This window comes from Candidatus Neomarinimicrobiota bacterium (genome assembly GCA_034716895.1).
In the GTDB taxonomy this organism is placed as follows: Bacteria; Fidelibacterota; UBA8477; order UBA8477; family JABMPR01; genus JABMPR01.
The window spans coordinates 1-14,850 of the sequence record JAYEKW010000078.1 but is presented as its reverse complement, the minus strand read 5'-3'; the positions used below and the strand labels follow the sequence as shown (position 1 = coordinate 14,850).

The 14,850-nt window shown below is 44.5% G+C and carries 14 protein-coding genes; 13 read left to right on the top strand and 1 reads right to left on the bottom strand.

Annotation, left to right across the window (positions count from 1 at the left end):
• Positions 1-310: 310 nt before the first annotated feature.
• The 3 genes from U9Q77_05445 to U9Q77_05435 all read left to right on the top strand — a co-directional run bounded on the left by U9Q77_05445 (position 311) and on the right by U9Q77_05435 (position 2,595).
• Complete coding sequence (locus U9Q77_05445) at positions 311-523, top strand: cold shock domain-containing protein (protein MEA3286803.1); 213 nt, start codon at positions 311-313, stop codon at positions 521-523.
• Between the two features lie 183 nt (positions 524-706).
• Positions 707-1,423 (top strand): SDR family NAD(P)-dependent oxidoreductase, encoded by a 717-nt coding sequence (locus U9Q77_05440; protein ID MEA3286802.1) that lies wholly within the window; start codon positions 707-709, stop codon positions 1,421-1,423.
• A 182-nt stretch (positions 1,424-1,605) separates the two neighbouring features.
• A complete protein-coding gene (locus tag U9Q77_05435; GenBank protein ID MEA3286801.1) occupies positions 1,606-2,595 on the top strand; it encodes an aldo/keto reductase in 990 nt (329 codons plus the stop codon).
• A gap of 189 nt (positions 2,596-2,784) precedes the next feature.
• Here the strand turns inward: U9Q77_05435 and U9Q77_05430 are convergent, their stop codons facing one another.
• A complete protein-coding gene (locus U9Q77_05430; protein ID MEA3286800.1) occupies positions 2,785-3,903 on the bottom strand; it encodes an endonuclease/exonuclease/phosphatase family protein in 1,119 nt (372 codons plus the stop codon).
• A 103-nt stretch (positions 3,904-4,006) separates the two neighbouring features.
• Here U9Q77_05430 and U9Q77_05425 point away from each other — a divergent pair, with 103 nt between their 5' ends.
• The 10 genes from U9Q77_05425 to U9Q77_05380 all read left to right on the top strand — a co-directional run bounded on the left by U9Q77_05425 (position 4,007) and on the right by U9Q77_05380 (position 14,688).
• Positions 4,007-4,393: a class II SORL domain-containing protein gene (locus tag U9Q77_05425; GenBank protein MEA3286799.1), complete on the top strand. Its 387-nt coding sequence runs from the start codon at positions 4,007-4,009 to the stop codon at positions 4,391-4,393.
• A gap of 364 nt (positions 4,394-4,757) precedes the next feature.
• Entirely contained in the window at positions 4,758-5,162 is a 405-nt protein-coding gene (locus tag U9Q77_05420; protein ID MEA3286798.1) for a cobalamin B12-binding domain-containing protein, read from the top strand.
• The gene (locus U9Q77_05415) at positions 5,159-6,709 is read left to right on the top strand and encodes an acyl-CoA carboxylase subunit beta (protein MEA3286797.1); all 1,551 of its coding nucleotides are present in this window, start codon (positions 5,159-5,161) and stop codon (positions 6,707-6,709) included. The genes U9Q77_05420 and U9Q77_05415 overlap by 4 nt, the downstream gene beginning before the upstream one ends.
• A 15-nt stretch (positions 6,710-6,724) precedes the next feature.
• A complete protein-coding gene (locus U9Q77_05410; GenBank protein MEA3286796.1) occupies positions 6,725-7,672 on the top strand; it encodes a hypothetical protein in 948 nt (315 codons plus the stop codon).
• 306 nt (positions 7,673-7,978) lie between these two features.
• On the top strand, positions 7,979-8,908 hold the full coding sequence (locus U9Q77_05405) for a glycosyltransferase family 2 protein (protein ID MEA3286795.1): 930 nt from the start codon (positions 7,979-7,981) through the stop codon (positions 8,906-8,908).
• Positions 8,909-8,969: 61 nt separating this feature from the next.
• On the top strand, positions 8,970-9,599 hold the full coding sequence (locus U9Q77_05400) for an HAD family phosphatase (protein ID MEA3286794.1): 630 nt from the start codon (positions 8,970-8,972) through the stop codon (positions 9,597-9,599).
• Positions 9,596-12,022: a penicillin acylase family protein gene (locus tag U9Q77_05395; GenBank protein ID MEA3286793.1), complete on the top strand. Its 2,427-nt coding sequence runs from the start codon at positions 9,596-9,598 to the stop codon at positions 12,020-12,022. The genes U9Q77_05400 and U9Q77_05395 overlap by 4 nt, the downstream gene beginning before the upstream one ends.
• A complete protein-coding gene (locus U9Q77_05390; GenBank protein ID MEA3286792.1) occupies positions 12,019-12,372 on the top strand; it encodes a hypothetical protein in 354 nt (117 codons plus the stop codon). The genes U9Q77_05395 and U9Q77_05390 overlap by 4 nt, the downstream gene beginning before the upstream one ends.
• Positions 12,373-12,450: 78 nt before the next feature.
• On the top strand, positions 12,451-13,026 hold the full coding sequence (locus tag U9Q77_05385; GenBank protein MEA3286791.1) for an RNA methyltransferase: 576 nt from the start codon (positions 12,451-12,453) through the stop codon (positions 13,024-13,026).
• Between the two features lie 531 nt (positions 13,027-13,557).
• A complete protein-coding gene (locus U9Q77_05380; GenBank protein MEA3286790.1) occupies positions 13,558-14,688 on the top strand; it encodes a DUF6588 family protein in 1,131 nt (376 codons plus the stop codon).
• Positions 14,689-14,850 lie beyond the last annotated feature (162 nt).

Genomic DNA, 14,850 nt, shown 5'->3' with positions numbered 1-14,850 from the left:
CTCTTTGAGCCTTTGCTTGTCCGGCGTAGCTCTTCCAGCGAAGATGGATGTCTTCGTGGCAAAAGAACTTACACTGCTGCGAGGTGATGACTCCTGATGCATACGGCTATCTCAGGCCAGCTTAATAACCTTCGCAGGTTCAAATAGTATAAATGATTGTTTGCTTTTGCAACCAGTTGAATAATATTCAACGGAATTGCCAGGAAAGTCTAAAGAGGACAGAAGTGCTTTGTGCGGGTAACTGCAAAAGAACCTGGTAAGAAGGAAGCCACCTCAGGTGGTATGTTTTAAGAAAGAGGTACATGTACAAATGACTGATCAAGTAGTCAACGGTGTGGTTAAGTGGTTCAATGATGAAAAGGGCTACGGATTTATTCAGCAGGAAGACGGTCCAGATGTGTTTGTTCATTATCGAGCGATCAATTCAGAAGGCCGCCGCTCTCTGAAAGAGGGACAAAATGTTACTTTTAATGTCACACAGGGCGAAAAAGGTCCTCAGGCTGAGAACGTTACTGCTGTCTAATTCTTTTTGAGAATTTAGCTAAACGCCGGGCTCTTAGGAGTACCGGCGTTTTTTATTTATAAACGGAACAAAAACCAGCTAAAATACTTGTGTAAGTGCATTCTATCCATTATAGAGGAGCGAATGGCGTGGGTGTATTTCCCTCCCGATTGTTGAGAAAAAAACAAGGAGAATTCCTGAAATATGTATAGAAAAGTTGCCGTTGTCACTGGAGCAAATAGAGGATTGGGTTACGCACTCACCAAGGCTTTGGCTGAAGATGATTATAAAGTATTTATGGTGGGGCGCAACAAGATCGAGATCGATAACGCTTCGGCAAAGCTGCAGGAAGCGGGACTAAATGTAGAAGGCTTTGAAGCCGATGTCAGCAAAGCCCGGCATATCACCGCACTTTCGTCTTATGTTCAATCTCAATACGACCATTTAGATTTGCTCATCAATAATGCCGGCGTCATAATCGAACCGGGCGGATTGGATAGCCAGGTAACTTGTTTTACTGTTAATCCTGATCTGGTTGAGGAAGCCTATTCGATCAACACGGTTGGCGCATTGCGTCTGGTACAGGTTTTTTATGATTTGATCCTGAAATCTCGGCGACCGCGGATCGTGAATGTTTCAACCGGAATGGCGACTTTGAGCAAAATGGAAGCTGGCTGGCCGGCTTACCGCATGTCTAAAGCGGCCATGAACGCGCTTACCGGTATTCTGGCGGCAGAGTTTGAAGGGACACGGGTCAAGGTCAATTCTGTATGCCCCGGCTGGGTAAGAACCGACATGGGTGGCCCCAATGCTGAACGTTCTATTGAAGAGGGCGTAGAGGGTATCTTGTGGGCGGCGAAATTACCACCCGATGGTCCTTCCGGTGGTTTCTTCCGGGACGGGAAGCCAATTCCCTGGTAAAAATCCGGTAAAGAATATGTTATTAAAACCCCGTGCATTGTCATGGGGTTTTATTTTGAGGGGGTGTTTATTATTTCCTGAAGAGACAACGCCGGCGTTGTCTCTTCAGGATTGCACGGATTGGGAATTGATGAGAATCAGATTATCTTGCCAGGTAATTAGCCTAATAATGGAGATTTCAAATGTACACACCAGAACCAACCCGCTATGATGCAATGATCTATAAAAGATGCGGGATCAGCGGTATTAAATTACCTCAGATCTCTCTTGGTTTATGGCATAATTTCGGTGAAAAAGACGATTACAAGAACGCCCGGCAGATGCTCCAACGGGCTTTTGATCTGGGTATCACTCATTTTGATCTGGCGAATAACTACGGACCTCCTTATGGTGCCGCAGAGAGCACTTTCGGGAAAATTCTCAAGGACGATCTGAGTGCTTACCGCGATGAGTTGCTTATTTCAACCAAAGCAGGTTGGGACATGTGGCCGGGACCCTATGGTGATCTGGGTAGCCGAAAATATCTTATTGCCAGCCTTGATCAAAGTCTCCAACGGTTGGGTTTGGATTATGTTGATATCTTTTATCACCATCGCCCTGATACGGGCACCCCGCTGGAAGAAACCATGGGAGCATTGGATCAGATCGTTCGTAGTGGCAAGGCGCTTTATGTTGGCATCTCCTCTTATAACCCTGAACAAACCAGACAGGCTGCAAAAATTTTACGAGATATGGGAACACCTTGTTTGATCCATCAGCCCAAATACAATATGTTCCATCGTCAGCCTGAAGCTGGTCTTATGGATATGTTGGTCAAGAATGGCGTAGGCTCTATTGTGTTTTCCCCCCTGGCTCAGGGTTTACTCTCTGATCGGTATCTAGCAGGGATTCCCGCTGATTCCAGGGCTGGCAGGGATGGACGCTATCTGAAACCAGAATTTATCAAGCCGGAAATGCTGGAAAAAGTGCAGGCTTTGAGTGGGATCGCTAATCAACGGGATCAAACCATGGCTCAAATGGCCATTGCTTGGGTGCTACGCCAAAAGGGTGTCACCTCCGCTTTGATAGGTGCTTCCAAAGTATCACAGATCGATGATGCGGTGGGAGCGTTGAAAAATTTGAGTTTTAATGAATCAGAGTTATCAGAAATTGAGACAATCCTCAAGCGTTGAAGCATAAATGGTATTAAACACAAATTAAACCCGAAAAAAAGCCAGTGTAAGCTCGCCACTATATTGGTCTTTCTTCCTTCCCTCGGGGAGGTGTCCTGTCTTACCACGGTGTAGTGTCAGAGGAGTGAAGATGGGGAGGACAGAGGAGGTATTCTCCCTGCACAGAATCAGAAATTACCTCTCAAAAAACTATTTCACCAGCATTAATTTCCGAATCAGAGTTTCATTTTTAGTTCGAATTCGACACAAATAAACCCCTGAGCTATCCTCGATCCGGGGTTGCCAGGTAAAACGGTGTTCTCCGGTAGATAAATTGGTCATATCCTGATAATACTCACGCTTGCCATGCAGATTAAATATCTCAAGGGTCAGGTCGCTCGGTTCCCGTAGGATCACCCTCATTGTTAGATTTCCATTGAAGGGGTTGGGATAAGTCAGTAACTGTAGTTGGTCAGGAAGGTTTTCAGGTTGGTCAAGATTTGTGGTTTGCACTACAGCTGTAGTCATTAACCCCCAATGATCTGAGGGGTAGTTTGTTCCATCATAGGTGACGAAAAATTTGAGGGATGACTGAAGAATAACTGGCTGATAATCATTTTTCACAAAGACGTAATCAATTTTTTTTATAGGATTATTTGAGGGATAGGTGTAGCCCGAAAGTGTGGGATGCAAAAGATTCCAGCTTGATGAATACTCACTTAACAGAGCAATTGGATCGCTGGCGGGGGTGCAATTAAAATCACCGGTGAGTATGGCGGGACCGGGAACCGAAGCAGTTTTGCTATTGATAAAGCTTCTGATCGAATTTATCTGCTGGACGCGAGTGGCATTGTCTTCATCCCGATAAGCCAAATGAGTGGTAAAGAAATGGAGAGGAACCCCCTGGATATTAAGCTGATTCCAGAGCACTTTTCGCGGAAAAACAGCAACGGGCAGACTTTGATAGCCACTGGCTGTTATCGGCCATTTGGAAACAGTACCGATTCCTTCACTGTAAGAGGAATAGGCCGTATGGGTCATTTGCCAGTAAACATAATAATCAGATCCGAAATAGATGGAGAGTGAATCAGCAATAGTTTGAGCCATGTTATCAGAAGACGAATGCTGGGCAACTTCCTGAAGACCCATGATGTCAGGATCCAGAATTTTAAGCTCCTGGATGATCGCTTGAAGTCGGGCGGGGTAGTCGGTTCCTGGTTTCATTCCCTCAATATTGTAGGAGAGGATCTTCAGCGTGTCTTGGGCCACCGCCATGGAGACGGTTAAGGTCAGTGCCAGAAAAAGGCTTGGTATCAGGTGTGTTTTCATGGGTATAATATATTTCAGATTTCGATCATGATAAATTTTATCTTCTACTAACAGTAATAATTACTATCTTCAGTGATAATAAATAAAATAAGGGGTATAAAAGATGCCAACGATTAACAGATATGTAGACATTTCAACAGTAGACAAAGAAGCAAAAAAGGATTACATCGACAGACATTCAGCCTTTGTGCATTGTGCTGACGCAGCCACAATGAACAAGCCATTTATCGTTAAGGTAAAGGTGGGAAACGAATATGTGCACCCCGATGATTTTGACCATTACATCGCTTATGTACAACTTTGGAATGGTGAAACCTTATTAGGCCAGGCTAATTTCACTCCTGGTACACTGGGAAATATGGGCGGTCAGGTTGAAGTTGATTTCAAAATTGTTCCGACAAAAAAGAAATTGAAATTAACAGGAATGGCCTATTGCACCAAGCACGGCCTTTGGGAATCAACCGTTGTTGAGGTTACTGTTTCTGAGTAAAGATTAAGCTCTGCAATATTGAAAATAGCTCAGTACTATTTTCACAACAAACCCTCTCAAGAATAATTTTTTGAGGGGGTTTGTTTGTATTGCCACATTCTGAGGAAAGTTAAATCTAAACAAGCTAAATCGATATAATACCAAATGTACCTCCAACCAGCACCCTGACTTCTTCAGTTTTTTTAAAAACCATTCGTGAAATTAGCGAAATTCGCGGTTACTCCCAAAAGAAAGAAAACAGTCAAAAGAATCCGCGTAATCTGTGATTGCTTTAAAAGGAAAACCATGTTTTGTCGCCAGACTTTCAGATTAGATTAAACGTTATTCAAAATATTGAGATAGATACTGGACGAAGGAATATTTTATGGAACGGAAAATCAGGGTCATTCTGGCAAAGCCCGGTTTGGATGGACACGACCGCGGTGCCAAGGTATTAGCCAATTCTTTTAGAGATGCAGGGATGGAGGTTATTTATCTGGGATTGAGACAGACCCCGGAAATGATCGTTGCGGCAGCTCTTCAGGAAGATGTTGATATTGTTGCTCTAAGTATTCTTTCTGGGGCACACATGACCATTTTCCCCAAAGTATTGGAATTGATGAAGAATGAAGGCTTAACTGATGTGCTGCTTACCGGTGGAGGAATTATTCCGGAAGCTGACTCCAAAACCTTGAATGAACTTGGTGTCGGTCGATTGTTCGGACCAGGAGCCAGCCTGGTTGAGATCAATGATTATATTACAAGTTGGGTTAAGGAAAATCGTAAATGAGTCACAATGACCGCCTTGACAAACTGAAAAAACTGCGAGCAGAGGCTCTTCTGGGAGGCGGCCAGGATCGCCTGGATGTTCAACATGCAAAACAAAAACTTTCAGCCAGAGAACGCTTGGATCTGTTGCTTGACCCCGGATCATTTGAAGAGATGGGGATGCTGGTTACCCATCGCTCCACCAGTTTTGGCCTGGACAAACAAAAATTCCTGGGAGATGGGGTTGTCACGGGTCATGGGACGATCAATGGCCGAAGGGTCTTTATTTTCAGTCAGGATTTTACCGTCATGGGTGGTTCTCTTTCTGAGGCATATGCGGAGAAGATCGTCAAGGTGATGGATTTGGCAGCCAAGGTGGGAGCGCCAGTGATCGGGTTAAATGATAGTGGGGGTGCCCGTATTCAGGAAGGGGTGGTCAGTCTGGCCGGGTATGCTGATATCTTTTTGCGAAACACCCTTATGAGTGGCGTTGTCCCTCAAATTTCTGCTATTCTGGGACCTTGCGCCGGTGGGGCTGTTTACTCCCCAGCCATTACAGATTTCATTTATATGACCAAAGGCACGAGCTATATGTTTGTAACGGGTCCCGAGGTAGTTAAAACCGTTACTCATGAAGAAGTAAGCAAAGAAGATCTTGGAGGTGCCACTGCTCATGGATCTAAATCAGGAGTGAGTCATTTTACCTGTAACAATGAAATCGAAGTTCTCGAAGGCATTAAAAGACTGCTCAGTTTTATTCCTCAGAATAATCTGGAAGAGCCACCAAGAATTTCCTGTGATGATCCTGTCGATCGAGCCGATGACGCTCTCAACACAATTATACCGGAGAATGCCAACAAGCCTTATGACATGAAAGATGTTATAAAAATGGTAATTGACGAAGGTGATTTTTACGAAGTTCATGCAGAATATGCCATGAACATGGTCGTTGGCTTTGTTCGAATGAACGGAAAACCAGTTGGGGTTATAGCCAATCAGCCTGCACATCTTGCTGGTGTATTGGACATCGATTCCGCAGTAAAGGGTGCTCGTTTTGTACGATTCTGCGATGCTTTCAATATTCCCTTGCTGACCTTTGAAGATGTGCCGGGTTTTTTACCGGGAACAGACCAGGAATGGGGCGGTATCATTCGCCACGGAGCCAAACTGTTGTATGCTTTTGCTGAAGCCACCGTACCGAGAGTAACGGTGATTACCCGAAAAGCCTACGGCGGTGCCTACGATGTGATGAATTCCAAACACATCCGTGGTGATATCAATTTTGCCTGGCCCGGTGCAGAGATCGCTGTAATGGGTGCCAAGGGAGCCACAGAAATTATTTTTCGCAAGGAGATCGCCAGAGCTGAAGATCCTGAAAAAGCTTTGGAAACCTTAACCAGTGAATTTTCAGAGCGCTTTGCCAATCCGTATTCTGCAGCTGAAAGAGGCTATGTTGATGAAGTTATTGAACCGAATAAAACGCGTTTAAAAGTAATCAGAGCCTTTGAAATGCTGGAAAATAAAGTGGATTCGAACCCACAAAAAAAACATGGGAATATCCCGCTGTAGGGAGAGGGGCTTCAAATGGATGTTAGAAATCGTGATGAGTTGTTAAAAAAACAGGAAAAATTAGAAGCCTACCTGTTGGAAAATCCGCAATCGACACTGTTTGCCTGGTATGCCCGACAGAATATGGAAGCCGGTGAGTTGAACCGGGCTTTAAGTATCTGTCTTTTAGGGCTCCCAAATGTTGAACACAAAGGTGTTCTCCACAAACTCTTGGGCGAGATCTTTTTGGCGAAAGGGGAGGTTACCCAGTCAATGAAACATCTGGTTGAATGTATTTTAACCAAAGAACCATTTCCGGGAGTGATCATTGAGGTAATGAAGAATCTTGGTGATACTATGGAAGCTGAGCAGGTTGCCTTTTTGGTCTATCTGTTGAATAAAGCTTTGCCAGGACATCCCGATGCGACAAAATTTTATCAAAAATACCCCAGCGCTCGAAATCTCACAGTACAGCCTGGACAGTATAAGTTTTTGGAAGAACTAGCGGCCAGTCTTGAGCGTTCCGCTTTGGTTGAAGTATTACCCCGGGATGAAGATAAAGAAGAGCCTTTGACCATCGCACCAGAGATTGAAACCTCCAAGTCAGAACCAGAAGAAGAAGTTGTTATTGAATTTGTGACTGATGACCAACCCGTACATGAAATCCCTGATCAAGAGACAATGATTCCAGGAATTCCACCAAAGCCCACTATTGCGACTCCTGTGCAACCAACAGAACTACCAGAGCCTGCAGCACCGGCTCCTGAAAAAGAAAAACCGGTATCCAGGCAAGCGTCAGCAGTTAAACACAATATCACCCGCTCCATGGCTACGTTTACTTTGATGCAGATATTCAAAGATCAGGGGATGTATGACAATGCCCTGGAAGTTCTGGATTTTCTCCGCGAGAAATCTGCTAATACTGAGCGGATTGAAACCGAAGAAAAAGAGATTCGCGACCTCATAGCCAGAAACAATATCTAATGCCAATTAAGACGCCTTCGCAAAAAGTCCCTCTCGCCCGCCTGCGTATAACTTCGTGCGGGCAGGCAGAGCGCGCAGAGCGTTGCATTGAGTTCATCGAAATGGCGCGGAGTGTTGATATATATGGATTTAGGAGTGTTCACTATATATGGTTGTATTTAATGGTTTTAGGGCACATTTCATGAATTCTCAGATACTTCTAGCGGTTTCGTCAATTAAGTATTACAGTAAAATCAATGATGCTATTCTGTCGGTATTTGATAGTGTCGTCTGTGAATTGCAGACCAGAAGAGCGTAGATTAATTCGTGTCTAAAGCAAATGAAGGAGCTCAAGCGCCCCTTCAGCTATCAATCCTCATCGTTACCTATAATTCTGCGGATACGATTCGGGAATGTATTGAAAGCGTTATTCCAGAACTTAATTCTCTCTCCGGCGAAATCATTGTTGTTGACAATCATTCAAGAGATGAAACAGTTGGAATTCTTAAAACACTCCAGGGAAGCCATTCAGAGTTAAAAGTTGAGCTAAATCGGGTTAATCGAGGTTTTGCTGTAGGTAACAACCAGGCTCTTGAGCAATCCCGTGGTCGCCAAATATTGATATTGAATCCGGACACAATTCTAAAACCCGGTGTAGTGCCTGGTTTACTGGAAGCACTTGACGGAAGCAAAGAAATTGGGTTGGTAGCACCACAATTACGGTTTCCAGATGGACGGATCCAAAAAACCTGTCGCCGTTTCCCGAAACACCTCGATGTCATTTACAATTTGGCTGGGTTAGCCTATTCGTTTCCTCGTAACCGGGTTTTCAATGGATGGAAAATGGGTGATTTTGACCACCTGAGTCGTCGCGAAGTAGATCAACCTGCCGGAGCGGCCCTCATGGTTGAAGGAGATCTTCTAAGAAGTTTAGCTGGCTTTGATCCAAATTTTCCCATGTTCTTCAATGATGTGGATCTTTGTAAACGGATCAAGGGTGCTGGTTATAAAATATGGTATCTACCTGAGTACCACATTGTACATCTTGGTGGTGTCAGTGTGAAACAGGCAAAGTTAAAGATGACCGTGAGTTCTCATGTATCCTTCTTTCGTTATTTTGAAAAGCACTTTACCAGACTGCATCAGCAGCCGATGAATTTTCTAGTGGGAATGTTACTTTATCTATCATTGATCCCACGACTTTTAATATTAGTATTGTTTAAAGGAAAATCGAATTCCACCAGGGATACGCTTTAATGGTAGTGTTTGGGAAAAAACGCAAGGCATTGGATCTCTAGCTAAAGGATTTGGATAGATTATGAAACCCAATAAGATAAAAGCGTTTTTCTTTGATATTGGTGGGGTTCTGGTGAGGGTCAATCCCAACGTCGCAATTCAGAAAATTTCCAAACGGTTACAGATCAGTGCAGAGCAGATTCAGCAAGCCATGTCTGCAGAGCTGCTTAATACCTATGAGAAAGGTCATTTGAGCTCGAATCAGTTTTACGAACAACTATTGATCAACTATGGCAGTTCAAGAAATATTTCACTCGAGACATTTAAAACCTATTGGGAGGATATGCTGTTTCCCAACAAGGAAGGTATTGATTTTCTCAAGCGGGCTTCCAAGGATTTCCCGGTTTGGTTGTTAAGCAACACCAATGATTTCCACTATGATATTCTGATGCAGCATTTCCCCTTTATGCAATGGGTCAAAGGCGGAACCTATAGTTTTATGGTTGGCAGTATGAAGCCACAACCATTTATATATCAACAGGCCATTCGGAAAAGCGGGTTTCGTCCGGAGGAAATACTCTTTATTGATGACCTGCCAATTAATGTACAGGCTGCACAGGAACAAGGACTGCATGCAATTCAGTATAATGATCATGCTGGTTTTTGTAATGAGCTGAGCGCCTCATTCCCGAATCTGGAGTATTTAATATGAGAATTTTCAAGACAGTCCTGGCATTTAGTATGTTGGTCGGTCTGTTTGTCCTGTTGAATAATAGTCAGGGCAGCATACCCCCTCTTGGTAAATTTTTAAACCCATTTTCTGGTTTTTGGCAAAATGGAGCTGCTCTGGATCAGCTTGATGAAGTGCTTGATGTTAAGGGTTTGCGAGCTGAAGTCAAAGTCGTTTGGGATGAGCGCCAGGTTCCTCATGTTTTTGCTGAAAACACCTATGATGTGTTTTTTGCTCAGGGGTTTTTAACGGCTCGTCACCGTCTATGGCAAATGGAATTTCAAACCCATGTTGCTGCTGGCCGTGTTTCAGAGATCATTGGTTCAAAAGCACTTGAGTTTGACCGGGTTCAAAGAAGACGAGGCCTGCTTTTTGGTGCAGAGAAAACGATCAAATCCATGGAAGAGAATCCGGAGACCCAACTAATTCTCCAGGCCTATGCCAATGGGGTGAATACCTGGATAGAATCCTTGACGCCGGCGAGTTTGCCGCTAGAATACAAATTATTGAATTATAAGCCAGAAACCTGGTCGACCCTTAAAACAGCTCTATTACTCAAATTCATGGCCTGGGATCTCACCGGCCGCAACTCAGAAATGGATCTGAGCATCATTCGATCTGCCCTGGGCGAGGCATTCGTAAATCGGTTTTACCCAGATGATACCCCTCAGACAGACCCAATCATCCCTGCGGCTAAGCCGTGGCGCTTTGATCCCCTAATAACTGATGCAGAACCGGCGCCATTTGAACCACAATTTGTACGTGACCTGCGCACAGGGGAACCAGATAAAGACAATGGTAGTAATAATTGGGCGGTGTCTGGTGAGAAAACGGCATCAGGTTTCCCGATTTTGGCCAATGATCCCCACCTTGGTCTCAAACTGCCCTCTATCTGGTATGAGATTCAATTACACACTCCCGACATGAATGTTTATGGAGTATCTATGCCCGGCGCTCCTGCGGTCATCATCGGGTTTAATGAAAATATTGCCTGGGGTTTGACCAATGCCGGCAGCGATGTCATGGACTGGTTCGAACTTGAATTTAAAGATGCGAGCTATTCTGAGTATCTATATCTGGATGAGTGGGTCAGCTCAGAGCTTCGTATTGAAGAGATCATGGTTAAAGATGGTGAGGCCGTTTTGGATACATTTGCCATTACCCGTTTTGGTCCCCTGGTAAAATTTGGTGAACACCAGCTGGAAAATGGTCACCCCGTAGGATTGGCCATGCGCTGGTCCGCTCACGACCCATCCAATGAGATGAGTGCCATTCTGGGGATGAACCTGGCTGGTGATATAGAGACCTTTTTCAAAGTTCTGGAGCAGTTCAGTGCTCCGGGACAAAACTTTGCAGTAGCAGCGAAGGATGGGGATATTGCTATCAGACACAATGGTAAATTTCCATTGCGAGGACAAGATCAGGGCAAATTTGTTCGAGCCGGTCGTGATACGACTGGTGAATGGCGCCAGTGGATTCCTTATGATCAACTCCCGGTTATCTCAAACCCATGGCGCGGTTTTGTCAGTTCCGCTAACCAAAATCCTGCAGGTCAAAAATATCCTTACTATATGGGTTGGGAATATGATGACTATGAGCGGGGCTCTCGTATTAATGATCGCCTTGAACAGTTGGAGAAGATCACTTTCGAGGACATGCAGACGCTTCATATGGACAATTTTAACAAGGGTGCTCAACTGATCTTACCCCTCCTGCTTGAGCAATTAGACCTGTCAACGCTTATTGATGATCAGGTTGAGATCGTTGAAGATCTGAAGCAGTGGAATTATGTTTCTGATCCGGATCAAAAAGCTGCTTTGTTCTATAAACAGTGGTGGGTTCGCCTGGAGGAGGCGATCTGGAATGATGATTTGACCCTTTTTGGTGAAGTTCGAGAGCTGCCGACCCGTTCAGTAACAGCCAAATTATTATTGGAAGAGCCTGGCTTGGTTTACTATGATGATATCAATACTCCAGAGCAGGAAGGTCGTCAGGAGATCATTAATAAAGCTTTTCAGAAAACGATTGTTGACTTGAAAAAGACCTTGGGCGACTACGGTGAAACCTGGGAGCTGGGTCGAGCTCGGGGGACAGATATCAATCATCTACTTTCAGTTAAGGGACTGGGACGAACCGGTCTGTTTACCGGAGGAGGCAGTGGAATAGTCAATGCCACCAAGAAAAAGCACGGACCGTCGTGGCGCATGCTGGTTGAATTGGGTGACTTTCCAAAAGCCAGATGCATTTATCCAGGTGGCCAATCAGGTAACCCCGGATCTGTCTTTTATGATAATGCCATAGATGACTGGGTGCGCGGTAATTATTATGATATTCACTTTCTCACGACCCCTGATGTGACCAATAATTCAAAACTCACAATGACCAGTTTAAGGAATTACCAATGATCAGCACACTCATTTCTCTCATACTTGTATTTATCTTACAGTTTCTGTTCTATTCCTGGTGGTGGATCATCCTGATTCCTCTGGTACTGGGCTTTTGGGAGCGGGATTCAGTTGTCTCGGCGGCATTTGGCAATGGTCTTGGGATATTTTTACTTTGGTTTGGAGCAAGTCTTTATCAATGGAACAATGGTGGTGAGATCATTGTAGGGCGTGTTGTCGAGGTGATGGGGGCTGGTTCTGGCTTTGTGCTGGTGCTTGCCACTGGCCTTCTGGGTTTTGTTGTTGCTGCAATAGCAGGATATGCCGGATTTTCGTTGCGCAAAATATTGATCAAGGAATATCAAATTTAAAGATTGCCCTGTTTCCCCCCCGTAGAGACAAGGCACGCCTTGTCTCTACGGGGGTAAAAATGGTTAACCATATAAATTATGAATAAATCAAAAAATATCATTCCAATTTATAAAGAACCATTACGCACCATTCCTCACAATGTTTTCCGGGACAATAACCCTGATTACGATGAGCTTGAACGGCGCCCCCGAATGCCGGTTGTGGCTTTGTTTGATAATATTCGCAGTATGTTCAACGTGGGTTCCATGTTTCGGACAGCAGACGCTGCCTGGCTGGAAGAGATCATCATCAGCGGTTACACGGCAACGCCACCCCGTAAAGAGATTGCAAAGACCGCCCTGGGTGCTGAGTATTCAGTTCCCTGGCGAAATATCCCCGATGCTGTATCTGTTCTGAGAGCTTTGAAACAAAGAGGCTATACAGCTGTGGCTCTGGAGCACACCACTCAGAGTCGATCATTCACCCAGATTCAGTATGAATTCCCCCTGGTTTTCGTGGTCGGTAATGAGGGTGTCGGTGTTCAGGATGGAATTGTAAGGGAATGTGATTTTGCAGTAGAATTACCACAGAATGGCATGAAAAGCTCCATGAATGTAGCCGTGGCTTTTGGGATCATGCTCTACGAATTACGGCGTCAGTGGGATATAAAGTAATCTAGATTTGATCATCTCGCCTGCTCCCGTAAGCCATTGCCACAAAAACGAGTGTCTTCCTGAGATGATTACTGGTCGTAGTGCTCTCGAAGGATGACATGTAGGGGTATAAAGGTTTAGATGTATACGGGGGTTCAGCTCTTTTTTTTCCCTCTCGCCGAGCCGCAGAGTTTTTAGGTGTATGGTGAGTGTTTTCCTGAGATCCTCGAGGGATGATGCGTGTAAGGAGTATATGGGTATAGAGGTATACGGAAAACCATCTCCCTGCTTGTCTCGGTATAACCCAGGAGGGCGACTTTTGCCTAGGTGATCATGTCTCTCAGAACAAAATTACTTTCGACTTTCGACTTTCGACTTTCGACTTTCGACTAAATTTTCACCAATAGTTTATAGTAGCATATTATTAATGAGCGTTTAGTTTTTCGGCAGATGACCTGGCTCACATACTAGCGAATCAGGCTTGTAAGTCGGTCAGCAACAATCATATATTGAATGACTATCAATTTACAGTAAGATTAACAAGGAGGAAATATGATTAAAAAGGTACTTGTTTTAGTGTTGGCTCTAACCTTTACAGTTGGGGCTTTTGGCCAGACACTTGAGGAAAATTTGGGCAGCATGCTCAGTGAAAACGCCACACTCTATCTTCAGCCGGTTGGAGATGCTTTCGGAGCCGCGATGAATTCAGGCTGGTATCACAGATCCCGGGTTCACAAGATGTTAGGTTTTGACATCAGCGCGAAAGCCATGATAGCTGTAGTTCCGGATGAAGGGCAGTTCTTTAATTTTGTTTTGAGTGAGAATGATATGGAGTTTGATCTGGACGAAATGGTCGGTGAGGATATTGCTCCACTTGTAATGACTTTTGACGATATCTATTATGAATCGGACACACGGACCCCAACATTTTTTGGTCCTGCAGACAGTGCCGGCCTCCTTGTGACCAACCAAAGTCATCTTGCCAATCTATTTGAGAATCATCTAAGAACGGAGATGACCACCCTTCTTACTGGCCAGGGAGTTGATGCTGCTCTGATCCCAGGATTAGTGGATCAAGCGATTGTTAGTGCTAATATTTCAGGTGAAGTTGCCGCACTTAATCTGGATTTCCCCTTGCCCCCCGGTATTGGTTTACCAGCTCTACCTCTGGTGATGCCTCAGATCGCTTTGGGTTTGCCCATGGGTATAGAGCTTACTGTACGTGGGTTTCCTGAACAGGAGATTCCAGATATTGGTTTATTCAGTATGTATGGTGGTGGCGCTCGTCTGAATATTGATCAGTTTATTCCCATTCCACTTTTTCCGATTGATATCACGGCAGGTGCTTTCTACTCACAGATGAAAATTGGTGATATCCTTGAATCCTCCAATACTTCAGTTGGTCTTCAAGTAGGTAAATCCATCAGCCTGCTCTTCTTTGGCGTGGGTGTCTATGTTGATGCTGCTTATGAGATGAGTTCACTCAGTATTGGCTATGATGTTGATCCGGAGTTGGGTATTGAAAATGATCGGATCCAATTTGACATGGAAACCGACCCAGGATTAAGACTAGGTGGTGGGTTACACCTGACTATCATTCCATTGACCTATTTCAATGTACATGTCAGTCAGACCCCGAACAACCAGGTGGTAACAGCCGGATTCGGAATCACCTTTAGATAGGTTTGATCTAATCGAATTATTAAGGTCATCCAATCGGGTGGCCTTTTTATTTATATTCAGCCTCACTAAACATAAACAACCATAGTATAGCTGAAAGCAGAGACGGGTAAGCCAATTTATACCATTTTTACTTCAATATGCGGGTTAGAGTTGGTCTTCGCA